Raw genomic sequence first — 22,728 nt, forward strand, 5'->3', positions numbered from 1 at the left:
CACCAGCCGTCGCTCGTGCGTTTCCTTTCCATGCGCACGACATCAAACATCATTCTGGCCAGCCTCGTGATCGCAGCCTCCGGCGCCGCAATCGCGCAGGCGCCGCCGCGACCAGCGACGCCGCCGCAAGCGACCGCGCCGCCATCCCCACAGCACACGGCCGACTGCATGCCGCAGGACCGCCCGAACGGCGCAACCGCGCCCGACGGCACCACCACCACTGGGCAATCGAGGGAACCGCTCGGCGACAAATTGGCAAAGTCCGACGGCGTGCTTTGCCCGCCATCAGGCGTCGATCCCGACATGCACGCCCCCGCGCCGAGCACGGACGGCAACATGCCCGTCATCCCGCCCCCGGGCAGCCCCGGCGGCGACCCCACGGTCAAACCGAAATAAGAGGTTTCTTCCTTCGCTTCTCCCCGCCTGCGGGGAGAAGCCGGAAATCCGCGGGAGAGGCGGATTCCGGGTGAGGGGGACTCTCCCCGAGTCTGGTGCGCGAAAATTGGCGAGTTCGGCCCCAAACGGTGCGATTTCGTCCCCGAAATCACCCCGGCAATCGCGCCCACTCAGCTTGACTTCCCATCGCCCCCTTCTTTATATGCCGCGCGTTCGCGAGATCGGCCGTTTCGGCCCTCGCGACCCTGTGGCGGGGTAGCTCAGCTGGTTAGAGCACGGGAATCATAATCCTGGGGTCGGGGGTTCGAGTCCCTCTCCCGCTACCAATCATCTCCCCAAGTTCCCATTTGATGGTGCAGTAGACCTCAGCCGGTCCTGATGCAGGACGCCGCGTCAATTTGAATTGCGCGTCGCCTGTGGTGTTGAGGCAAGCGCGCCGTAGGCGGAGGGAGTGGGGACGACATGGTCGATGGCCTGCCGAGCGAAGTCGAAGTCATCACGCTGTTCGTCGACGACATCGCGTCGTCGAAGGCGTTCTACGCCAAGGTTTTCGCAGCCGAGACCGTCTGGGCGGATGACGTCTCGTCCGTGCTGAAATTCGGCGGCCTGCTGATCAACCTTCTCGACGCATCCCGGGCGCCTCAGCTCATAGAGCCATTGCCGGTCGGGCCATCGTCCGCAGGGGCCCGCGCGCTGTTGACGATCAGGGTCGCTGACGTCGATGCGGTCTGCGCCGCCCTTCGGGCGGTTGGAGTCGACCTGCTCAATGGGCCGATCGACCGTCCATGGGGACGCCGAACCGCGGCTTTCGCCGACCCGTCGGATCATGTCTGGGAGATCGCTCAGCTGATTGAGCGGACGTAAGTCCGTTGAATGGGGAATGCGCTTGCAAAGCCCATCATGTCTCGTCCGCGGACGGAACGTTGATTGGTTTCGCTGCGCTACGAGCCCATATCAATGGCGCTCTGGCTCTGGTCGCTCATCCGGTGGTTGGGCAATGTTGGAAACGTGCGCCGCTACGGCCCCCCGCATGGAACGATCGACGTGCCGTCCATTTCACGGAGCGCGGGTGTTGGGCACGTCGTACCGCGCTCGAGCTGTGACAACTTCGTCAAGGCTGCAGCACGGCAGCACCGACCAACCTGCCATCTTTCAAGGTGGCGAGCGCTTCGTTGGCTTTCCTCAGCGGAAATACCGTCGTATGTGTGCGAATGTCGGCCTTGGCGGCGGCGGCCAGGAAATCGATGCCGTCCTTGCGCGTCAGATTTGCAACTGAAATGATCTGCCGCTCTCCCCAAAGGATATTGTAAGGGAACGCCGGAATGTCGGACATGTGAATGCCCGCGCACACGACGCGGCCACCTTTCCGCACCGCGCGCAGCGCAAGGGGCACCAATTCCCCGACGGGAGCGTAGATGATGGCAGCATCGAGCTCGATGGGCGGCCTCTCCTCGGAACCGCCAGCCCATTCTGCGCCGAGCAAACGTGCAAGCCGCTGTGCCTCCTGATCGCAACTGCGTGTGAAAGCGTAAACGGTTCTCCCTTGGGAGCGCGCCAGTTGCGCTACAATGTGGCCGGCAGCGCCGAAGCCGTAGATGCCGAGCGCTTTACCGTCGCCCGCCATCACAAGGGACCGCCATCCGATCAACCCGGCGCAGAGTAGCGGTGCCAAGGCAACGTCGTCGCCGTGCTCGCCGAGGGGAAAGCAGTATCGGGCATCTGCGACGAGGTGGCTGGCGAACCCGCCGTCACGCGTGTAGCCCGTGAATTTGGGGCGATCGCAGAGGTTTTCCTTGTCCGAGCGGCAATAGAAGCATTCGCCGCAGGTGTGGCCAAGCCAGGGGACGCCGACGCGCATGCCGAGTACCAGGTCTTTGACGCCTGATCCAATCGCTTCGATGCGTCCGACGACCTCGTGCCCCGGAACGATCGGATAGGATATATCTGGTAACTCACCATCGACGACGTGCAGATCGGTTCGGCAAACACCGCAGGCGCCGACCTTGACGCGAACCTCACCGGGGCCGGGCACGGGGTCAGGTCGTTGCTGGAGCACCAGCGGCGCGCCGCGCGCGGAGAGAACCATGGCGTGCATGTCGTAGTAGTCCGCAAATGGTAGCGTCGAGGCAAGTCAGCCCGGACCATCGACACTGTGCGCTTCCCGCCAAGGATAGGCAATTCGGACCGACCGACGACCAGCAAGTCTCCTCTGAAGTTTCCGTCGGGCGAAACACCCCGCACCCCGTCAACCCTTCCCCAAAAATATTCCACTTTACCGAATTTCGGAAATGTCGTATGAAGCGCCCAGGTGGAACGACAAAGCAACGCTCGGGCGAAATCAGTCGCGAGAGCGCATCGCCGCGTCTGTCGCCTCATACTCCTTCGCCGAGGCTTCGGCGGACAAGTCGCTCGCACGGCAATGACGATGGGACGAGAGTGTGAGACACGCTCTTCTCGCAAGTCCCTCAGCGGGCATCGCCTGCATCCCCCCAAAACATCTCGTTGCAACCAGCCCGAACACCCTGAGCGACGCCGAACGCCGCGTTCGCGACCGCGTCGGCGCGCCTGTCGGCGACCTCCCAATTCCGCTTGCAATGTTTAGTAATTGGTGTTTCACTAAACAAATCGAGCCTGCCGGGCCTATAGAATCCGGGTGGCGCGAGGAAACACCAGTTTAGTTACTCAGCTCGTCATGGACTGTGTCGCTCTGCTCGAAGCATTCGAGCGGGTAGGAAAGCCGCGCCATGTCGATGGCCGGCCCACTCGGAGGGAACGTGTAATGAAACGAACGATGAAGACGCTTGTCGTGGCATGCGGGGCCGTTGCCGCCGCGCTCAGTGTCGGAGCGGGCACCACGCCCGCGCAGGCGCAGGGCAAGACCATCACGCTGTGCTGGGCCGCATGGGACCCCGCCAACGCCTTGGTCGAATTGTCGAAGGATTTCACCGCCAAATCGGGTATCGGTATGAAGTTCGAATTCGTGCCGTGGACCAATTACGCCGATCGCTTCCTGAACGAACTCAATTCGCACGGCTCGCTGTGCGACCTCATCATCGGCGACTCGCAATGGATCGGCGGCGCCGCGGAGAACGGCCAGTACGTCAAGCTCAACGATTTCTTCAAGAAGGAAGGAATCAGCATGGACGACTACATGCCGGCGACGGTGGTCGGCTATTCCGAGTGGCCCAAGAACACGCCGAACTACTGGGCGCTGCCGGCGATGGGCGATGCGGTCGGCTGGACCTATCGCAAGGACTGGTTCGCGCGGCCGGACGTGCAGAAGGACTTCAAGGCCAAGTACGGTCGCGAGATCGGCGTGCCGAAGACGCTCGCCGAGCTCAAGGACATCGCGCAATTCTTCCAGGGCCGCGAGATCGACGGCAAGAAGGTCTATGGCGCCTCGATCTACACCGAGCGTGGCTCGGAGGGCATCACCATGGGCGTGTCGAACTACCTCTACGACTACGGCTTCAAATACGACGACCCGAAGAAGCCCTATGCGATGGACGGGTTCGTGAACTCGGCCAGCGCGGTGAAGGGGCTCGAAGCCTACAAGGAACTCTACAAGTGCTGCACGCCGCCCGGCGCCTCCAATTCCTACATGTCGGAGGGGCTTGATGCCTTCAAGTCCGGCCAGGTCGCGCTGCAGATGAACTTCTTCGCCTTCTTTCCGGGCCTCTACAAGGACCCGAATGTCGGCGGCGACAAGATCGGCTTCTTCGTCAATCCGGCCGGTCCTGCCGGGCAGGCGACGCAACTCGGCGGACAGGGCATCTCGGTGGTCTCCTACTCGAAGAACCAGGCCGAGGCGCTGCAATACATCAAGTGGTTCTCCGGCGGCGACGTCCAGAAGAAGTGGTGGGCGCTCGGCGGCTATTCCTGCGCCAAGTCCGTGCTGAACGACCCGAGCTTTCCGAACAGCGCGCCCTTCGCCAAGGAGTTCCTGCAATCGATGGGCATGGTCGTCGACTTCTGGGCCGAGCCCTCCTACGCCCAGCTTCTGCAAGCCGAGCAGAAGCGCGTGCATGACTACGTGGTGGCCGACAAGGGCACCGCGCAGGAATCGCTCGACGGTCTGGTGAAGGACTGGAAGGCGATCTTCAAGGAAGACGGCAAGAAGTTCTGAAGCAAGCTGTCCGGAGCGCGTGCGCTCGCGCTCCGGACTTTCCTTCGAGACGACCGGATATGTCGCATCGTCGACACCGGGTGCCAGGATCGGTCGACGCAATGAACGAATTGAGTGCCTCTTCGCGGATCACCTATCGGGCCGTCATGGTCCGGCCAGGCGTGGCGCGTCGCATCCGGGGCCTCTCGGACAGGACGCTCGCCTGGCTCTTCATCACGCCGACGATCGTGCTGCTGCTGGCGATCAACATCTTCCCGCTGCTCTGGACGATCTATCTGTCGTTCACGAATTACCGCGCCAACCGGGCCAACGTGCCGACGATCTGGCTCGGCGCCGACTGGTACCAGTCGATCCTGACAGATCCCGACATCTGGGCGGCGATGCAGGTCACCGCGCATTTCGTGATCTGGACCGTGCTGATCGAGACCGTCCTGGGATTTGGCCTCGCCTATCTGATCGACAAGAAATTCCGCGGGCACGGACTATGGACCACGATCATCCTGCTGCCGATGATGCTGTCGCCCGCCGTCGTCGGCAATTTCTGGACGTTCCTCTACCAGCCGCAGATCGGACTGTTCAATTACGTCGTCGCCTTCTTCACCGGCCGCGCCGCCTCGTCGTTCCAGATGCTGGGCGACGTCACGCTGAGCCCCTGGGCCATCGTCATCGTCGATGCCTGGATGTGGACACCTTACGTGATGCTGATTTGTCTCGCCGGCCTGCGCTCGATCCCTGACTACATCTACGAGGCCGCCGAGGTCGATCGCGCGTCGAAATGGCGGCAGTTCTGGTCGATCACGCTGCCGATGGCGCTGCCGTTCATCATGCTGGCGGTGCTGTTCCGCGGCATCGAGAATTTCAAGATGTTCGACATGGTCAATCTGCTCACCGGCGGCGGACCGGGATCGACCACGGAAGTTGCCTCGATCACGCTCAAGCGGGCGGCGTTCGAGAGCTGGCGCACCGGCTATTCCTCGGCCTTCGCGATCATCCTGTTCGTGACGGTCTTCGGTCTCGCCAACATCTATGTGAAGGCGCTGAACAAGGTAAAGAGCCGATGACCTCAGCCACCACAGCCCATTCCGTCGTCGAGCCGTCGGCCACGACACGGCGCTTTGCCGGCTCGCTCGTCGTGCTCTACGCCATCATCACCATGATCCCGCTGGTCTGGATCATGCTCACCGCGTTCAAGTCGCCCGACGATGCGATCTCCTATCCGCCCAAGGTGATGTTCAAGCCGTCGCTCGAAGGCTTCTGCAATTTGTTCACGACCCGCTCGCGCCAGACGCCGGAATTCATCCGCTCGCTGGGGCCGCCGCAGGGGCTTTGCGACAGCATCGCGCGCGACCGCAACATGGTGGTCGCCGGTCCCTCGAACTATGTGCCGCGCTTCGTCAACTCGCTGATCATCGCGTTCGGTTCGACCGTGCTTGCGGTCGCCTTGGGGACCCTGTCGGCTTACGGCTTCTCGCGGTTCCGCGTGCCACTGAAGGACGATCTGCTGTTCTTCATCCTGTCGACCCGGATGATGCCGCCGATCGCGGTCGCGATCCCGATCTATCTGATGTACCGCACCATCGGTTTGTCGGACACCAGGCTCGGAATGATCCTGCTCTACACCTCGGTGAACGTTTCGCTGGCGGTCTGGCTGCTCAAGGGCTTCATCGACGAAATCCCGCGCGAGTATGAGGAGGCGGCGATGATCGACGGCTATACGCGCTTCCAGGCCTTCGTGAAGGTGGTGCTGCCGCAGGCCACCACGGGAATCGCGGCGACCGCGATCTTCTGCCTGATCTTCGCCTGGAACGAATACGCCTTCGCGGTGCTTCTCACCTCGGGCAATGCGCAGACCGCGCCGCCGTTCATTCCCATCATCATCGGCGAGGGCGGACAGGACTGGCCCGCAGTGGCCGCCGGCACGACGCTGTTCCTGGTCCCGATCGTGGTGTTCACGGTTCTTCTCCGCAAGCATTTGCTGCGCGGCATTACCTTCGGAGCCGTTCGCAAATGAGTGTCGATCTCACCCCAACCATCACTCGTCGCGGTCTTGCAGATCGCCTTCTGCGCCGCGGCCCGCTCGAAGCCATCGCGACGACGATCATCGCCGCCGGCGTCGTGATGCTGATGCAGCCATTGTCTCTAACGCTGTATTCCTGGTCGTTTGCGACGACCCTGTTCGGCACGGTGATGTTCACCATCGTGTCCAAGGTCCGGGAGTAGGCGCGATGGCGCAGATCAAGGTCGAGGCGCTCGACAAATCCTTCGGGACGTTTCATGCGGTGAAGTCCGCCAGCTTCACGGTGGAGGACGGCCAGTTCCTCTGCTTGCTCGGACCTTCCGGTTGCGGCAAGACGACGACGCTCCGCATGATCGCCGGCCTGGAGCTGCCGACATCAGGCACTATCCGGCTCGACGGCGAGGACGTGACGATGAACCGCGCCTCGGCGCGCGACATCGCCTTCGTGTTCCAGCTGTTCGCGCTCTATCCGCACATGAATGTCCGGCGCAACATCGGCTTTCCCTTGAAATGCGAGGGCATCAGTGCGGCCGAATGCGACCGGCGCGTCGTCGAGGCAGCGCGCATCCTGCGGATTTCGCACCTGCTTGACCGCTCCGTCTCCGGCCTTGCCGGCGGCGATCGGCAGCGCGTCGCGCTCGGGCGGGCGATCGTGCGCAAGCCAAAATGCTTCTTGATGGACGAGCCGCTCGGCGCGCTGGATACCGAGATGCGCGAGGCCATGATCCACGAGTTGCGGGCCCTGCATGACCGGCTCGGAGCAACGACCGTCTATGTCACCCATGACCAGCTCGAAGCCATGGCGATGGCCGACAGGATCGCGGTGATGAACAATGGCGTCGTCGAGCAGGTCGCGAGCCCGCGCGATATCTATGACCGGCCCGCTTCGCTGTTCGTTGCCGACTTCATCGGCTCGCCGCCGATGAATTTCCTGCCGTTCCGCGGCGGTTTGCAGGCCGGCGCAGAGGCAATCCGGCTCGGCGAGCGGGATGTCGCCATTCCTGCCGCGCGCGAGGACATGGCGGAAAGCGAGCTCGTGCTCGGGGTGCGGCCCGAGCATGTGCGCTTCACCGATCGCGGCATGGTGCGCGGTGAGGTCTATGGCACCGAATATCTCGGCACGACGCAGATCGTGACCGTGACGACGCATTACGGCGCGCTCAAGGCCCGCTCACCCAGCAGCCGAGCGTTCCGGACCGGCGAGACCGTCGGGCTCGACTTCCGGCCCGATACGCTGTCGATCTTCGACAAGGCATCCGGCCGGGCCATACGCACCGCGCTGCACGAAGGAGGCGCGCATGGCTGAAGTCGAGATCATCTCCGTCTCCAAGGCGTTCGGCAAGACGCAGGCCCTGAGCGATCTGTCGCTGACCATCGGCGACGGCGAGTTCGTCGCATTGCTCGGGCCGACTGGTGCCGGCAAGACCACGGCGTTGCGCCTGATCGCTGGATTGGAGCAGCCGGACTCTGGCTCGATCCGCATCGACGGGCGCAACGTGACAGGCGACGCTCCGGCGGACCGCGACGTTGCCTTTGTCTTCCAGCAATACTCGCTGTATCCGCACCTCACCGTGTTCGAGAACATGGCCTTCGCGCTGCGTGCGCCGACGCGCCGCGTGCCCGAAGCTGATATTCGCGCGAAGGTACAGGAGGTGGCGCGGCTGCTTCATATCGAGACCAAGCTGGACAACAAGGCGACGCAGCTGTCGGGCGGGCAGATGCAGCGCGTCGCGATCGGCCGGGCGCTGGTCCGTTCGCCCTCGATCTATCTGATGGACGAGCCGCTCTCCTCGCTGGATGCCAAGCTGCGCGGCGAGCTGCGTCTCGAACTCAAGCGGATCCAGGTGGATCTCGGCGCGACGATCCTCTATGTCACCCACGATCAGACCGAGGCGATGACCATGGCCTCGCGCATCGGCGTGATCGAAGGCGGACGGTTGATGCAGATCGGCACGCCGCGGGAGATCTACGAGAACCCGGTCAACGCGCATGTTGCGGCGCGACTGGGCCAGCCGGTGATCAATCTGCTGCCGGCAGGCCTGTTCGGCGGCGCGCCCAATGGCGCCGAGACCATCGGCGCGCGGACTGAGCACTTGACGATCGCGCGCGGCGGCGGCGACGTCTCAGCGACCGTCAAGCGGGTCGAGCATCTCGGCGACCAGAGCCATCTTCATCTCGACCTCGCCGGCCGGCCGGTCGTGACCCTGGCGGATCCCGAGGCGGGCTTTGGCGCGGGAGACGTCGTGTCGCTCCGGCTCAACAAACCGCTGTTTTTCGATGCGAAGGGCTGGAGGGTAGCGGCATGAGCCTTGATCGGGTAGCCAGGGAAAGATTGGTGCGGGCGCTGGCAGCGTCAGTGATCGAGCACGCGGACGAGTTGACGAGCCTCGACCAGGCGATTGGCGATGGGGATCACGGGCTGAACATGAAGCGCGGTTTCGAGGCGGTGCTGACCGCACTGCCGGGCCTCGCCGACAAGTCGCTCCCGGACATGCTGAAGGCGATCGGAATGACGTTGGTGATGAAGGTCGGCGGTGCTTCCGGGCCGTTGGTCGGAACTTTCTTCATGGAACTGGGCAAGGCCCTTCCGGAGCAGCCGAGCAGAGTCGATTTGGTCGCGGCGACGGAGAAGGCGATCGAGGCCGTCAAGGCGCGCGGTCGATCCGAGGCGGGGCAGAAGACATTGCTGGATGTCCTGGTGCCGGTGCAGGCCGTGCTGGCCGATGGCGGCGATGCCAGGGCCATCGCGGCCGAGGCTGTGCAAGCGGCCGATCGCACCACGCCGATGCTCGCGATTCGCGGTCGCGCCTCGTTTCTGGGCGAACGTTCCATCGGTCATATGGATCCGGGCTCGCGCTCGGCGTCGCTTCTGATCGGCGCAGCAGTCGAGACACTGGAGTTCGAGGTCAATACATGAGCAACGTCGGAATTGTCATCGTATCGCATTCGCCCAAGATCGCGGAAGGCGCGGCCGATATGGTGCGCCAGATGGTCGGAAACGCCGTGCCGCTGGCCTGGACCGGCGGCGATGTCGACGGTGGGCTCGGTACCAACGTCGCAGGGATTCTCGAAGCGATCGAGACGGCCTGGTCGCCGGCAGGCGTCGCGATCCTCGTCGATCTCGGCGGTGCCGAGACCAATTCGGAGATGGCGGTCGAGATGCTGCCCGAAGACCGGCGCGCGCGCGTGCTGGTCTGCAATGCCCCGGTGGTCGAGGGCGCTGTGATCGCGGCGACCGAGTCTTCAGGCGGCTCATCGCTCGCTGCCGTCAAGCGCAGTGCGGAGGAATTCTATGCATGATGCCAACGCCAACCGGGCGGCCCAGACGTTTGCGCCGCTGACCGCCTCGGCGGTCCTCGTCAATCCGGTCGGCCTGCACGCGCGGCCATCGGTGAAGCTCACGCAACTGGCAAAGGGCTTTGCCGCGAAGATCGAAATCGCGCTTGCGTCCGAGGGACCCTGGACCGACGCCAAGAGCCCGGTGAAGGTGATGCGCGTGAAGGCGCCGCAAGGTGCAACGCTGCATTTCCGTATCACAGGCCCCGACGGCGAGGCGGCGCTCGCGGCCATGCTGGCGCTGGTGCATGACGGTTTCGGCGAGGCGTAGAATCGTGGGCGAGATCCATCTCACTGGTCATCCCGCTTCGCCCGGCCTCGCTATCGGCCCGGTCGCCGTGCTGACGACCGAAGTGGCGAGCAGGAGGACGAAGGGCGATCCCGCGCAGGAGGCCGCGGCGCTGAAGGCGGCGATCGAAGGGGCCGCCGCGGACCTCGCCGAACTGATCGCGACGGTTCATGGCGAGGCTGCGGAGATCCTTGAATTCCAGGTCGCGATGCTCGGTGACGACGCGCTTGCGGAGGGGGCTTACGAAGCTGTTGCGGGCGGCACGGCTGCCGATGAGGCCTGGCGCGCAGCGCTCGACGTCGAGATCGCCGGTTATCGCGCTGCGGACGAGGAATATTTTCGGGCGCGCGCCGCGGATCTCGTCGACATTCGCGATCGCGTGCTCGCGGCGCTGAACGGCGCGGATGCGAACGCAAAGATCTCCGGCGACTCCGTCGTCACGGGTGACGATATTTCGCCTTCGACGTTCCTGGCCGTCGACTGGACCCGTGGCGGCGCCATTGCGCTCGCCAGCGGATCGCCGTCCTCGCACGTCGCGATGCTGGCGCGATCGCGCGGCGCTCCCATGGTGGTTGGACTGGGTCCGCTGCCGTGGAACGGACAACCGCCGTCACTGGCGCTGGTCGACGGCGACACCGGCACCGTGATCTTCGATCCAAAACCTGAAACGCGCCGCCTGTTCGAGCACCGCATGGCGGAAGCGAATGCCGCGCAGATTGCCGCCGACGCCGGTCGCCTCAAGCCGGCGGCTACGGCCGATGGCCGACGTATCGCCGTTCTTCTCAATGTCGCGGCGCCCGAAGATCTCGCGGGCCTTGATGCTGCCATCTGCGACGGCATTGGCCTGGTGCGGACGGAGTTTCTGTTCGAGGGGTCGAGAGGCCTGCCCGGCGAGGATGCGCAATACGCGGTCTACCGCCGCATTCTCGAATGGGCCGCGGGGCGGCCGGTGACGATCCGCACCCTCGATGCCGGCGGCGACAAGCCGATTGCCGGTTTGACGATCGACAGCGAGCGCAATCCGTTCCTCGGCCTCCGTGGTATCAGACTCTCGCTGGCGCGGCCGGACGTGTTTCGCGTGCAGTTGCGGGCGTTGTGCCGAGCGGCCGTGCATGGGGCGCTGAAGGTGATGCTGCCGATGGTCGCGGTCCCCGCGGAGCTCGACCGTGCCAACGCCATGCTGGACGCGGAGTTTGCGGCCCTGACGGCACAGGGCGTCGCCTGCGCCCGGCCGCCGCTCGGCATCATGGTCGAGGTGCCATCAGCCGCGTTATGTGCAGAAGACTTCGGCGCAGCGTTCTATTCCATCGGGTCGAACGACCTGACGCAATACACAATGGCCGCGGCTCGCGATATCGGCTCCGTCGCCGACCTCAACGATGCCGGTCATCCTGCGGTGCTGGCACTGATTGCGCGGACGGTCGAGGCTGGACGCAAGCGCGGCGTCGAGGTCTCGCTCTGCGGCGATGCGGCGGCGGATACGCGCTTGACGAACGCGCTGCTGGCGACGGGCTTGACGACTCTCTCGGTCTCGCCGATTGCGGTGGCCAGGCTCAAGGCCGCCATCGCCGGGGTGACTGCATGACGGATGACAAAGACGAAGACACGAGCCGGCCGGGCGACAGCAACGTCGCCGACTACAAGCTCATCCTGCGCCGGGCGCTCGACAACCGGCCGTCCGGGACGCGGCTGAAGCTCGCGGCGGCGCTCGGAAAGAACCGCTCTTTCGTCAGCCAGATCACCAATCCGGCCTATCTGGTTCCGATCCCGGCCAAGCATGTCGCGATCATCTTCGATGTCTGCCATCTCTCCGCCACCGAGCGAGCGGCCTTCCTCGAAGCTTATGGGCGCGCCCATCCGGGACGGCTGCGCGGGGCGCATCGCGAGGCGCGCACGCGCGTCGTCACCGTGACCGTGCCCGATCTCGGCGACGACAAGAAAAATCGCGCGCTGGAGCAGCTCATCGTCGACTTCGCTGCCCAACTCGCGCGCTACGCCGAAAGCATCGGCTGACGCATTCGAAACGCAAGAGAATACCGGGAGGACGCCATGAAAAAGCTGATCAACAGCGCCGACACGGTGCTCGAAGAGAGTCTCGACGGATTGGCGGCTGCCCATGCCGATATCCTGCTGCTCGGTGCTGACAGGAAGTTCGTGCGCCGCCGTAGCCTGAAGCCGGGCAAGGTCGCGCTCATCTCGGGCGGCGGCTCCGGCCATGAACCGCTTCATGCCGGCTTTGTCGGCCACGGTATGCTCGATGCCGCCTGTCCGGGCCAGGTCTTCACCTCGCCGACGCCGGATCAGATGATCGAGGCGGCGGAGGCCGTCGACACCGGGGCTGGCGTGCTCTTCATCGTCAAGAATTACGAAGGCGATGTGATGAATTTCACCATGGCCGCCGAGATGGCCGGGCGCGAGGTCGCGAGCGTGGTGACCAATGACGACGTCGCGGTCGAGAAGTCGACCTACACGACGGGGCGTCGCGGCGTCGCGGGAACGCTGATCGTGGAAAAGATGGTCGGCGCCGCGGCCGAAAAGGGCATGCCGCTCGCTGCGCTCAAGACGCTCGGCGATGACGTCAACAGGCGCACCCGCTCGATGGGCGTGGCGTTGCTGCCGTGCACCGTTCCGGCGGCGGGCCGGCCGAACTTCACCCTGGCCGACAACGAAATGGAAATGGGCGTCGGTATTCACGGCGAACCGGGTCGCCGCAGGGTGCCGTTGGCGCCTGCTGATGCGATTGCGTCCGAGATGCTCAGCGCGATCCTGGGCGATCTCGGTCCGAGCAAAGGCAGCGAAGTCCTGCTTCTCGTCAACGGGTTCGGCGCGACGCCCCTGATCGAGCTCTATCTGATGGCCAACAGCGCCAAGCGCATTCTCGATGGAGCGGGGATCGCGGCGACGCGTTTCCTGACCGGTTCCTACGTGACGTCCCTCGACATGGCCGGCGCCTCGATCACCGTCTCGGTGCTCGATGACCAGTCCAGGCAATTGTGGGACGCGCCGGTGCATACCGCCGCGCTACGCTGGCGGATGTGATCGAATCCTCAGGTGCGGATCACGAAGCCCGTGGCGAGGTGATTGCGCATGAAATAGATCATCGCGATTCCCGGCACGAGGGCGATGACGGTCATCGCCATGACGAGGCCTAAATCGGTGGGGAAGCGCGAACAGCGCGGCGGGCCAGTTCCGCGCGGCAATCATGTGTCGTCAGACGCGGTCAGCGTCCATCGTCCGGATCGCTCTCCGCTTCAGGGACCAGTACCGCCGGCTCATCGTAGCCCTTGCGGCTGCTGTAGAACACCAGCGCCATCAGGCCGGCGCCGACGACCAGCGAGAACACCACGCCGAGTACCAGCGCGACATAGCCCGCTTCCGGCACCTTGGTGTCCGTGCTGGTCCAGCCGAGATAGCCGAGCATGCAGGCGGCAAGGAGCAGGGCAGACAGCACCGCGATGACGAGCCATCTTGCGTGCTTGCCGCCTTCGGGGCGAGACGACTGAGTATCGGTGCTGGTCATTGACGTCTCCTCGCACACGATTAGTGAACGGCCGCCGTGCTATGGCGTGGCGGCCTTGGTTGCGATCGCATGCAGCGCGCCAGTCATCGCGGTGACGGCGGCCTTGGCTTGTTCACCGACGCCGTGACGACCGGCGAGATAGGCCGGATCGTTGTAGGACACCCAGGTCGTGCCCTGGTCGTCCTGCCAGACCAGCGCCTTCAGCGGCAGGTCGATGCCCACGGTCTGTGCCTGCTGCATCAACGGCGTGCCGCCCTTGGCGTTGCCGAAGACGAGGAGATCAGTCGGACGCAGCTTCAGCTCGACAGCGGCCGCACCCGCGGCGTGGTCGACATGGGCGAACACCGTGAGGCCCCTGGCCTTCACCTCGGCCTCGAGCCGCTTCATCGTGTCCTCGGGTCCAAAGCTGCTCTTGATGGTGATGAGTCCGTCGGTGGCCATTGCCTGCGTCTCCCATGAACATACCGTTGCGACCAGAGCGAGAATCCTGATCAGTGCGGGAAGCCTCATGATCCCAGCTCACTTCTTGTGGAACAACCGTGCCGGATCGAATTCCGGGTCCGGAATGAAGCCATCGCGATTGGGCATCCTGATGTCAGGTAAGGAGTCCTTGTCGACCTTGCCGTCGGCGGGCACGATGCCGTTGAGGCTGAGGATGTAGGCGGTGACGGCGTAGGTCTCATCGGTACTGAGCGAGCCCGGCGTCGGATACGGCATCGCGCGATGGATGTAGTCGAACAATGTCGTCGCATAGGGCCAGAAGCTGCCCACGGTTTTGACCGGCATGTTGGAGGCGAGCGTGCCCTGTCCGCCGGCGAGGCGATCCTTGATTCCGCCTTGGCCGTTCTCTCCATGGCAGGCCGAGCAATAGTCTGAAAACACCTGCTTGCCCTGCGCGACGGTGCCGCTGCCATCGGGCAGGCCCTTGCCGTCGGGACCGACGTCGATGTCCCACAGCTTGATCTCATCAGGCGTCGCCGGACGTCCGAAATCAACGGCAAAGGCCGGGGCTGCGAGCAGTCCCACAATGAAGATGCCTGCGGGAAGCAGCTTGCTATGCGAGGACATTGCGAACCCTCCCGGCTCCGTCGATGCTCCAGGTCTGCTGGGCGTTGTAGTGAAACAGCGCGTTGGTCCCCATCGCGGCGATGAAGGATTTCCGGTCCGGCTGAACATTGCCTTGCTCGTCGGTCGAGCGGCTGACGATCGTGGTCGGCTTGCCGTCCCACATCCAGTCCATCTGGAATCGCACCTGCGCTTTGGCCAATACCGGCAGGCTCAGTTGCGCCTGCTTCCAGGTCTTGGTGCCGTCGGTCGAGATCTCGACCTTGGCGATCTTGCCGTGCCCGCTCCAGGCGAGACCGGAGATGTTGATGTAGCCCGGCTGGATCTGCATCATCCCCGAAGGCTGGGTGATGACGGAGTTGGTGTCCATCCGCAGCTGGAATTGCCGTGCCTTGCCGCTCGCGAGCAATTGCGTGTAGCGCGCTGTCTCCCAGCGCGTCATCCAAGGCTCGGTGCCGAACTTGAGGCGGCGCAGCCATTTGATGTTGAGGTTGCCCTCGAAGCCCGGCATTACCAGCCGCATCGGAAAGCCGTGCGCGGGCCTGAGCGGCTCGCCGTTCTGGCCATAAGCGACGAAAGCCTCGTTCACGATCTCGTCGGTGAGCGGAATGCTGCGGTCGACCCCCGCGCCGTCACCGCCTTCCGCCAGCATCCAGGTCGAGCCCTTGTCCTTGGCGACGAGGTCGATCAGGAATTTGAGCGGCACGCCGGTCCATTCATTGGTGCTGACGAGACCATGCGTGTTCTGCACCGTCAGCTCGGGGTCGGCCTTCTTCCAATTCTCCCAGCCGTTGCCGGTGCATTCGATGAAGACCACGCGCGAAATCGACGGCATCCGCTTGAGATCGTCGACGCTGAACACCAGAGGCTTCTGCACCATGCCGTGGACCAGAAGACGGTGCTGTGCAGGATCGATATCCGGCACGCCGGAATGGCTGCGCTCGTAGTGCAGATCGGTCGGCGTGATGTTGCCGACCAGCTTCTGATGTGGCGTCTTGGAATTGATGGCATCGCCGGGGTCGATGTTGCGTTTGCCTGGCGTGGCCTCGGGGATGCGATCAATCTTGACGAAGCGAGATCGCTCGCTGTGCGCGCTCAGGTCGGCGCCCGGACCGCGATCGGGGACGTCGGCGAGCGATTCGGCATTGGCCGCCTCGGTCGCGGCCACGCCCAAAATGCCGACCGACAAGCCTCCCACGAAGCCACGCCGCGACATGTTCGCAGGCCGTGACGACAACTCGATTGGCGTCTTGGACGTCATACGATCTCCCATCGATAATCGTGTGTTTTGGAAATGCCGATCGCGTTCATGCGCCGACATTTACCGCACGCCGCGCGGATTGCTTGTTAAGTTCTGTTAGAAGGAGTGAGCGCAGTCGCGCGCACTCCTGCGATCGTTCAAGCTTCCCTGAACGCCTCATGCGCGCGGGTCGAGTAGACCAGCGCGGCGCCGGCGTTGACCGAGATCGCGGTGCCGAGCGCCTCGGCGATCTCGCCTTCGGTTGCGCCGTGCTTCTTCGCTTCGGCAGCATGGACCGTGATACAGCCGTCGCAACGCAGGCTGATGGCGACGGCGAGCGCTATCAGCTCGCGTGTCTTGGCGTCGAGATGAGCGGTCTTGGCGCCCGCACCGCTCAGGGTCGCGTATCCCTTGACCGTCTCGGGTGAGAGCTTGCCGATCTCGCCGACGCCGGCGACGACCTGGCGGCGGTAGGTGTTCCAGTCGAGCATGGCCATGTTAACCTCCATCGGTGTGCTGGCCTCTAATGTGTCGGCGTTTGCTGCGGCGGGAAATGGCCGCGCGGCTCAGGCAGATGTCCGGGCGGATCAAGGAGTGCTGATGTCTGAGGCTGAAGCCGCCGAATTGCTGAATGCGATGGTGCCGCTGTTCAGGATCCGTCCCGTGATCGAGGATTCCTGCAGGTTTGGTGGCAGCTGGGAGTCGCTGCACGCGCCGAACGGCAGAGGATGGGCGCAATTCCACATGGTGACGCGCGGCTCCTGCGTGGTCGAGCGGCCGGGCCTTGGCCCGCAAAGGCTGGAGGCCGGCGACATTCTCCTGCTGCCGCACGGCGACAGTCATCTGGTGCGAAGCGAGGTGAAGGGCGCTGCCGGGCGGGTCTCGACCGGCGTCCGAAACGGGGTTCGCCAGCGCGCGACGGTCGATGCTGCGGCGGATACGGAGCTGCTGTGCGGCCGTTTCCTGTTCGAGACCTCGGACGAGGATCCGCTGATCGCGGCGCTTCCCGACGAGATCGTCCTGCGCACGGCGGGAGAGCCGCTGCTGGAACGATTTCGGCGCCTGCTGCTCGACATCCGCGAGGAACTGGACGTGGGGCGGGCCGGATCAGAGATGGTCGCCGCCGACCTCGCGCGAGCACTGTTCGTCATGATGCTCCGCGACCACCTGACGGAGCGGGCGTCCGCGAACGGGACGCTGTCGCTGTTGCAGGACCGCACGACGGCCCGCGCCGTGCTGGCGATCCTCGGCGATCTCGCCCGCGACTGGACGCTCGACGAGATGGCGGAGGTCGCCATCGCCTCGCGCGCGACGCTGGTGCGGGCTTTTCAGAAGCGCGCAAGCGTCGCGCCGATGACGTTCCTGTCAGATCTGAGATTGGCAGTCGCGCGCAAGCGGCTGGCCGGCACGTCCGATCCGATCGCGAAGATCGCGGCGGAGGTCGGCTATGCGTCCGAGAGCGCACTGAGCAAGGCTATCATGCGTCGATACGGCGTGCGACCCGGCGCACTGAGAGAGCCGGGTCAGCATGCGCCGGTCGTCAACTTCGATACCAGCTCGCCAAATTCCAGGTCGTGACGTCCCAGCCCGAGATGTCGGCCATCAGGTTGTTGACGCCGCCTCCGACGATGTTGCGTGACAGCAGCGGCACCAGGATGTTGGCCTCGCAGAAGATCTCGTTGACCTTGATCAGCAGCGCGGCGCGCTTGACCGGATCGAGCTCGTTCTGCGCGGCCTTGTAGGCCTTGTCGGCCTCCGGATCGGACCAGCGCGAGATGTTGCGCCCCAGCCATTTGTTGTCCTTGTTCGCGATCTCCCACGACACGCACTGGTTCAAGAACCGCTCCGGATCGGGCTGCGGCTGCGTGGTGTTGTACATCTCCATGTCGGCATAGAGTTTGGAGTAGGTGTCGGGATTGCCGACGTCGGACGAGAAGAACACCGATGCGACGACGGCCTTGATCTCGATCTCGATGCCGGCCTTCTGGCAGGCCTGCTTGATGATGGCCTGGGTCTTCTGCCGTGGCCCGTTGATCGAGGTCTGGAACACGTATTTGAGCTTCTTGCCGTCCTTCTCGCGAATGCCGTCCGCCCCCGGCTTCCAGCCGGCTTCGTCCAAAATCTTGATCGCCTTGTCGATGTCGAACGCGTAGCGCAGCTTGCTCGATTTGAACTGCGCGGGCTGATTGACGAAGCTTGCGGTCGCGACGCCGCCGCGGCCGTAGATGAATTTCTGGATGCCGTCGCGGTCGATCAGCAGGTTGAACGCGCGGCGCACGGCCGGATCGGACAGCGTCGGATGCTTGGTCTTGGCATTTGAACGTTCGCCATCGACCTCGGTCCATGGATCCGTCGTGTTGAGGATGATGAACTCGACATTGCCGGAGAGCGTGACGTCGACCTTGCCCTTGCCGCTGGTCTCCATGCGCTTGAGGACCTCGTCCTCCACCTGCAGATTCCAGGCATAGTCATATTCGCCCGTCTGCAGCACCGCGCGCGCTGCCGAGACGGCGTCGCCGCCGCCCTTGACCTCGAGCGTGTCGAAGTAGGGCCGGTTCTTGACGTGATAGTCGGGGTTGCGCTCGGCACGGATCATGTCGCCGGGCTTGAACTCCACGAATTTGTACGGGCCGGTGCCGACCGGCTTCAGATTGCCCGGCGCTTCGCGCGACTTTGCGCCGGTATAGTCCCCAAAGTGATGCTTTGGCAGGATCTGCCCGACCGAACCGACGAAGGGGTCGGCCCAGAACGGGGTCGGCGCCTTGAAGATGACCTTGACGGTGTGGTCGTCGATCTTCTCGACCGTGATGTCCTTGTAGGATCCCGTGGTGTAGGCGGCCGTGGCGAGATCGGCGGCGTAGCTCCAGGTGAAGACCACGTCGTCGGCTGTGAACGGTTTACCGTCATGCCACTTGACGCCCTGCTTGAGCTTCCAGATCACGCTGGTGCCATCCGCCGCGATGCCCCCGTTCTGCTTGGTCGGCACCTCGGCGGCAAGACAGGGGATGAGGTTGCCGTCCGCGTCCCAGCCGGCGAGCGGTTCGAAGAAGATGCGCGAGGCGATCTGGTCCTTGGTGCCGATCGCGAAATGTGGATTGAGCAGCGTCGGAGCCTGCCACAGCAGGATTTTGAGCGGGCCGCCGCCGCCAGCCTTGGTCGGCTTGTACTGCAGCGTTGCATCCGCCATCGCCACGTCGTTCCAGAGCAGCATCTGGCCCGCGATCGGCGCGGTGATTCCGACCGCGGCCATTGTCCGGATGAACGAGCGTCGCGACAGCGTGCCTTGCTTCACTTCCGCGACTGCCTTGCGAATTTCGTTCTCGTTCATCGGATGACCTCCACCACGAAATAGTCGTCACTGGCACCGACCCATCATGTTTGATCATGGACGAGGGAGCAATGCCGGGAGGGGAGGAACAACCTGCGACGAAATGGCGGGCGAGCGTGCCGCAAAGCGGCATGCCCCTGGCAAGCGTCAGGATGGTCCAAGATGTTGCGGCGATCGGCAGCTTCTGCCGGGGCACCTTTGCCGGGGTGAAGGATCTCCCATCCGAAATTGAGACAACCCCTTGATGGATATGGTTCCCTCAACTGGCATGCCCATTGCACGCGGAACGTGCGTTCGCAATGACAGTGGAGTTCGCGTATGAGTGTTGGCGGCATGAGCAGCATCAGCGGTGGAAGCACGACGAGTTCGTCGTCGTCCACCGGCCCATCGAAATCGGCGGGTGGTTCGCAAGTCGGAGACGTCTCGACCTTCGCCTCGCTGATGCATGACGGCACGCCCTATGACGAGGTCAAGGTCAACCTGCCGAACGGAATGTCGGTGGGCATCGTCCATTTCGGCGGCGGTGGTCTGGACAGCAGCGCGCTCAAATCCATCGAAGACTTCGTCCAGCGGTTCGCGAGCCAGCAGGTATCGGGAGATTCGTCCTCCGCGACCGACCAAACGCAGAATGACGACACCCCCGACACCGTCGGGATCGACAAGATCCATGTCGATCTCCCGAACGGATTGTCCTTCGAGGTCGTCCATTCTTCCGGCAATCAGGTCACGGACAGTGCCGCCGTGATGAAGGAACTCACCGAGGCGGCCGAGGAGCTCACTGAAGCCCTCGCGCAATATTCACCGTCATCGTCGGTGGCATCCGCCTATGCCGCGCAACAGGCGGCGTTGTCCGATCATACGAGCCAGGTCGACGCCCGGAGCTGAGCGAAGCGCACGGGTTGCGAGGGGCGCGCCGCAGGTCGCCGTGCGATCTGCGGGATGCCGCCATGCGTCCGGTTCCAGACTTCGGTAATCCGTTGCCCTGCATGCGCGGCCCTCATTATATTGGCGCGATGATTGCGACCGGAAGCCGCCTGCTTGGCGTTTCCTGCGATGAGGGCCACGCGATGGACGATACGATTGGCTTCCCCGACCCCGGCCTCGATTTGTCTGATGGTTTCAAGCCGCACACTTCGCATTGGGGCGTGTTCTCCGCGCGCAATGGCGCAGCCGGGCTGGAGGTGAGGGCCTATGCGGGGGATCCCGATCCGAACGGCATCATCGACAATTTTCCCGGCGCGTTGCGCCACCAGGCGCGCATTGCCCAGCCCGCCATCCGTCGCGGCTGGCTCGAGCGTGGGCCGGGTCCAGATAGCAGGCGCGGCCGCGACGAGTTCGTCTCCGTCAGCTGGGAGAAGGCGCTGGATCTGCTCGGCGACGAGCTGGCGCGCATCCGCGATACGCGCGGCCCCGGTGCCGTGTTCGGCGGCTCGTATGGCTGGTCGAGCGCCGGCCGGCTGCATCATGCGCAGAGCCAGGTCCATCGTTTCCTCAACATCGCGATGGGCGGCTATGTCCGCTCGGTGAATTCCTATTCCTCGGGCGCGTCCTCTGTGCTGCTGCCGCAGATCATGGCGGGCTACGAGGATATCACCAAGCGCAACGTCACCTGGGAGCAGATCGCTGATAAAACCGAGATCGTGCTCGCGTTCGGCGGCATGGCGCTGAAGAATTCCATGGTGGCCGGTGGCTCGATCAGCAAGCATGTCGAGCGCGACGCCATGGTGGCGGCACGCCGGCGCGGCTGCGAGTTCATCCTGATGAGCCCGTTGCGCGAGGATCTGCCGGTCGAGGCCGGCGCGGAATGGATGAGCTGCATTCCCGGCACCGACACCGCGCTGATGCTCGGCATTGTCCACACGCTGGTCAGTGAGGGCATGCACGACCAGGCCTTCCTCGATCGCTACACCGAGGGATGGCCGGTGTTCCTGCGCTATCTCACCGGCGAGAGCGATGGGCAAGCCAAGGATGCCGCATGGTCCGCAGCGATTTGCGGCGTCGATGCCGATGCGATCCGCAAGCTGGCGCGACGCCTTGCCGGCAAGCGCGCGCTCATCACCGTCTCGCACTCGCTGCAGCGCGCGGAGCATGGCGAGCAGCCGGTGTGGATGGGCATGGTGCTGGCGGCCGCGCTCGGCCAGATCGGTCTTCCCGGCGGCGGCTACGCCTATTCGCTCGGCGCGATCGGCTATTACGGCCGCCGCGTCAACGACGTGCCGGGGCCGACGCTGGGGCAGGGCCGCAACGGTGTCCGCGATTTCATTCCGGTGGCGCGCATCGCCGACATGCTGCTCAATCCCGGCAGCACTTATCGTTACAATGGCGAGACGCGTACCTATCCTGACATCCGCCTGGTCTATTGGGCCGGCGGCAATCCGTTCCATCACCACCAGGATATCAACCGCTTGCGCAAAGCCTTCGCGAAAGTCGACACGCTGGTCGTGCACGAACTCGCCTGGACCGCGACCGCGCGCCACGCCGACATCGTGCTGCCCTCGACTATGACGCTGGAGCGCGAGGACATCGGCTACTCCACCAACGATCCGCTGATGGTCGCGATGCACCGCATCGCCGAGCCGTTCGGGCTCGCGCGCGACGACTATGATATCTTTGCAGATCTCGCAGATCGCCTCGGCGCCCGCGAGCCGTTCACGGAGGGCCGCACCTCGCGGCAATGGCTGGAGCATCTCTACGAGCCGACCCGCGCCTCGCTCGCCAAGCGGGGCCTGGAGGCCCCGAGCTTCGAGGAATTCTGGCGGCGCGGCAGCCTGGTCGTGCCGCAGCAGCCCGACGATGGCGGCCGCCTGCGCAGTTTCCGCGAGGATCCGGTCGCGCACGCGTTGCCGACGCCGAGCGGACGCATCGAGATCTACTCCGCGAAGATCGCCGGACATGGCGATGCGGATTGCCCGGGCCATCCGGTCTGGCTCGAGAAGAGCGACATGCCCAAACCCGGCGCGCCGTGCTTCCTCGTCGCCAACCAGCCCGTAACGCGGCTGCATAGCCAGCTCGATTTCGGCGGTCATTCGCTCGCGGCAAAGCATTGCGGCCGCGAGGTCGCGCGCATGAATCCGCGCGATGCGAGCGCGCGCGGCATCGTGGATGGCGACATCATTCGCCTGTTCAACGAACGCGGTGCGTGCCTTGCCGCAGTGCATGTCACCGACGGCATCGCGCCCGGTGTCGTGCAGCTTCCGACCGGCGCCTGGTACGATCCGATGGACCCGGAAGACGAGGCGCCGCTCTGCGTTCACGGCAATCCGAACGTGCTCACCCGCGACATCGGCACCTCCTCCTTCGCGCAAGGCTGCACCGGCCAGCTGACGACGGTGGAGGTGGAGAAATTTACCGGCAATTTGCCGCCGATCCGGGCGTTCGATCCGGCGTAGCACGGCGATCGAAGCGATCGGT

At 64.4% G+C, this 22,728-nt stretch carries 24 protein-coding genes and 1 tRNA gene; 18 read left to right on the plus strand and 7 right to left on the minus strand.

The window, feature by feature from the left end; all coding sequences use genetic code 11:
- Positions 1-30 precede the first annotated feature (30 nt).
- The 3 genes from QY049_RS16655 (at position 31) to QY049_RS16665 (ending at position 1,260) form a co-directional block, all read left to right on the plus strand.
- The gene (locus tag QY049_RS16655) at positions 31-396 is read left to right on the plus strand and encodes a hypothetical protein (RefSeq protein ID WP_301269627.1); all 366 of its coding nucleotides are present in this window, start codon (positions 31-33) and stop codon (positions 394-396) included.
- Between the two features lie 249 nt (positions 397-645).
- Positions 646-722 (plus strand) — tRNA-Met (locus QY049_RS16660).
- Between the two features lie 136 nt (positions 723-858).
- Positions 859-1,260: a VOC family protein gene (locus tag QY049_RS16665; RefSeq protein ID WP_301269628.1), complete on the plus strand. Its 402-nt coding sequence runs from the start codon at positions 859-861 to the stop codon at positions 1,258-1,260.
- Between the two features lie 247 nt (positions 1,261-1,507).
- Here QY049_RS16665 and QY049_RS16670 read toward each other — a convergent pair whose 3' ends face one another.
- Positions 1,508-2,491 carry a zinc-dependent alcohol dehydrogenase family protein gene (locus QY049_RS16670; protein ID WP_301269629.1) on the minus strand — a complete coding sequence of 328 codons (984 nt, stop codon included), beginning with the start codon at positions 2,489-2,491 and terminating at the stop codon, positions 1,508-1,510.
- A gap of 684 nt (positions 2,492-3,175) precedes the next feature.
- Between QY049_RS16670 and QY049_RS16675 the strand changes: the two genes are divergently transcribed.
- The 12 genes from QY049_RS16675 (at position 3,176) to dhaK (ending at position 13,203) form a co-directional block, all read left to right on the plus strand.
- Positions 3,176-4,522, plus strand: a complete 1,347-nt coding sequence (locus tag QY049_RS16675; RefSeq protein ID WP_301269630.1) for an ABC transporter substrate-binding protein — start codon at positions 3,176-3,178, stop codon at positions 4,520-4,522.
- Between the two features lie 101 nt (positions 4,523-4,623).
- Positions 4,624-5,583 (plus strand): carbohydrate ABC transporter permease, encoded by a 960-nt coding sequence (locus QY049_RS16680; protein WP_301269631.1) that lies wholly within the window; start codon positions 4,624-4,626, stop codon positions 5,581-5,583.
- The gene (locus QY049_RS16685) at positions 5,580-6,533 is read left to right on the plus strand and encodes a carbohydrate ABC transporter permease (RefSeq protein WP_194479733.1); all 954 of its coding nucleotides are present in this window, start codon (positions 5,580-5,582) and stop codon (positions 6,531-6,533) included. The genes QY049_RS16680 and QY049_RS16685 overlap by 4 nt, the downstream gene beginning before the upstream one ends.
- Positions 6,530-6,742, plus strand: coding sequence for a hypothetical protein (locus QY049_RS16690; protein WP_194479734.1), 213 nt, complete (start codon positions 6,530-6,532; stop codon positions 6,740-6,742). Before QY049_RS16685 ends, QY049_RS16690 begins: the two co-directional genes overlap by 4 nt.
- Positions 6,743-6,747: 5 nt before the next feature.
- Positions 6,748-7,845: an ABC transporter ATP-binding protein gene (locus tag QY049_RS16695; protein WP_194479735.1), complete on the plus strand. Its 1,098-nt coding sequence runs from the start codon at positions 6,748-6,750 to the stop codon at positions 7,843-7,845.
- Positions 7,838-8,845: an ABC transporter ATP-binding protein gene (locus QY049_RS16700; RefSeq protein ID WP_301269632.1), complete on the plus strand. Its 1,008-nt coding sequence runs from the start codon at positions 7,838-7,840 to the stop codon at positions 8,843-8,845. The genes QY049_RS16695 and QY049_RS16700 overlap by 8 nt, the downstream gene beginning before the upstream one ends.
- Complete coding sequence (dhaL, locus tag QY049_RS16705) at positions 8,842-9,456, plus strand: dihydroxyacetone kinase subunit DhaL (protein WP_194479737.1); 615 nt, start codon at positions 8,842-8,844, stop codon at positions 9,454-9,456. Before QY049_RS16700 ends, dhaL begins: the two co-directional genes overlap by 4 nt.
- Positions 9,453-9,839 carry a dihydroxyacetone kinase phosphoryl donor subunit DhaM gene (gene dhaM / locus QY049_RS16710; protein ID WP_194479738.1) on the plus strand — a complete coding sequence of 129 codons (387 nt, stop codon included), beginning with the start codon at positions 9,453-9,455 and terminating at the stop codon, positions 9,837-9,839. Before dhaL ends, dhaM begins: the two co-directional genes overlap by 4 nt.
- Positions 9,832-10,146, plus strand: a complete 315-nt coding sequence (locus tag QY049_RS16715) for an HPr family phosphocarrier protein (protein ID WP_258765563.1) — start codon at positions 9,832-9,834, stop codon at positions 10,144-10,146. The genes dhaM and QY049_RS16715 overlap by 8 nt, the downstream gene beginning before the upstream one ends.
- Positions 10,124-11,749 carry a phosphoenolpyruvate--protein phosphotransferase gene (ptsP, locus tag QY049_RS16720; protein WP_301269633.1) on the plus strand — a complete coding sequence of 542 codons (1,626 nt, stop codon included), beginning with the start codon at positions 10,124-10,126 and terminating at the stop codon, positions 11,747-11,749. The genes QY049_RS16715 and ptsP overlap by 23 nt, the downstream gene beginning before the upstream one ends.
- Positions 11,746-12,177, plus strand: a complete 432-nt coding sequence (locus QY049_RS16725) for a hypothetical protein (RefSeq protein ID WP_194479741.1) — start codon at positions 11,746-11,748, stop codon at positions 12,175-12,177. The genes ptsP and QY049_RS16725 overlap by 4 nt, the downstream gene beginning before the upstream one ends.
- A 36-nt stretch (positions 12,178-12,213) precedes the next feature.
- Positions 12,214-13,203 carry a dihydroxyacetone kinase subunit DhaK gene (dhaK, locus tag QY049_RS16730; RefSeq protein WP_301269634.1) on the plus strand — a complete coding sequence of 330 codons (990 nt, stop codon included), beginning with the start codon at positions 12,214-12,216 and terminating at the stop codon, positions 13,201-13,203.
- 181 nt (positions 13,204-13,384) lie between these two features.
- Here the strand turns inward: dhaK and QY049_RS16735 are convergent, their stop codons facing one another.
- The 5 genes from QY049_RS16735 to QY049_RS16755 form a co-directional block, all read right to left on the minus strand.
- The gene (locus QY049_RS16735) at positions 13,385-13,684 is read right to left on the minus strand and encodes a hypothetical protein (protein WP_194479743.1); all 300 of its coding nucleotides are present in this window, start codon (positions 13,682-13,684) and stop codon (positions 13,385-13,387) included.
- 39 nt (positions 13,685-13,723) lie between these two features.
- On the minus strand, positions 13,724-14,194 hold the full coding sequence (locus tag QY049_RS16740; RefSeq protein WP_301269635.1) for a DUF302 domain-containing protein: 471 nt from the start codon (positions 14,192-14,194) through the stop codon (positions 13,724-13,726).
- A gap of 9 nt (positions 14,195-14,203) precedes the next feature.
- Entirely contained in the window at positions 14,204-14,752 is a 549-nt protein-coding gene (locus tag QY049_RS16745; RefSeq protein WP_258765568.1) for a c-type cytochrome, read from the minus strand.
- A complete protein-coding gene (soxC, locus tag QY049_RS16750; protein ID WP_301269636.1) occupies positions 14,739-16,010 on the minus strand; it encodes a sulfite dehydrogenase in 1,272 nt (423 codons plus the stop codon). The genes QY049_RS16745 and soxC overlap by 14 nt, the downstream gene beginning before the upstream one ends.
- A gap of 137 nt (positions 16,011-16,147) precedes the next feature.
- Positions 16,148-16,486 carry a carboxymuconolactone decarboxylase family protein gene (locus QY049_RS16755; RefSeq protein WP_210348717.1) on the minus strand — a complete coding sequence of 113 codons (339 nt, stop codon included), beginning with the start codon at positions 16,484-16,486 and terminating at the stop codon, positions 16,148-16,150.
- A 103-nt stretch (positions 16,487-16,589) separates the two neighbouring features.
- Between QY049_RS16755 and QY049_RS16760 the strand changes: the two genes are divergently transcribed.
- Positions 16,590-17,567: an AraC family transcriptional regulator gene (locus QY049_RS16760; RefSeq protein ID WP_301269637.1), complete on the plus strand. Its 978-nt coding sequence runs from the start codon at positions 16,590-16,592 to the stop codon at positions 17,565-17,567.
- Here the strand turns inward: QY049_RS16760 and QY049_RS16765 are convergent.
- On the minus strand, positions 17,530-19,317 hold the full coding sequence (locus QY049_RS16765; protein WP_301269638.1) for a peptide ABC transporter substrate-binding protein: 1,788 nt from the start codon (positions 19,315-19,317) through the stop codon (positions 17,530-17,532). The genes QY049_RS16760 and QY049_RS16765 overlap by 38 nt on opposite strands.
- Before the next feature lie 333 nt (positions 19,318-19,650).
- Here QY049_RS16765 and QY049_RS16770 point away from each other — a divergent pair, with 333 nt between their 5' ends.
- Together QY049_RS16770 and QY049_RS16775 are read left to right on the plus strand one after the other, a co-directional pair.
- Positions 19,651-20,202: a hypothetical protein gene (locus tag QY049_RS16770; RefSeq protein ID WP_301269639.1), complete on the plus strand. Its 552-nt coding sequence runs from the start codon at positions 19,651-19,653 to the stop codon at positions 20,200-20,202.
- 182 nt (positions 20,203-20,384) lie between these two features.
- Entirely contained in the window at positions 20,385-22,706 is a 2,322-nt protein-coding gene (locus QY049_RS16775; protein WP_301269640.1) for a molybdopterin guanine dinucleotide-containing S/N-oxide reductase, read from the plus strand.
- Positions 22,707-22,728 lie beyond the last annotated feature (22 nt).

Source organism: Bradyrhizobium sp. WYCCWR 13022 (assembly GCF_030435535.1).
In the GTDB taxonomy this organism is placed as follows: domain Bacteria; phylum Pseudomonadota; class Alphaproteobacteria; order Rhizobiales; family Xanthobacteraceae; genus Bradyrhizobium.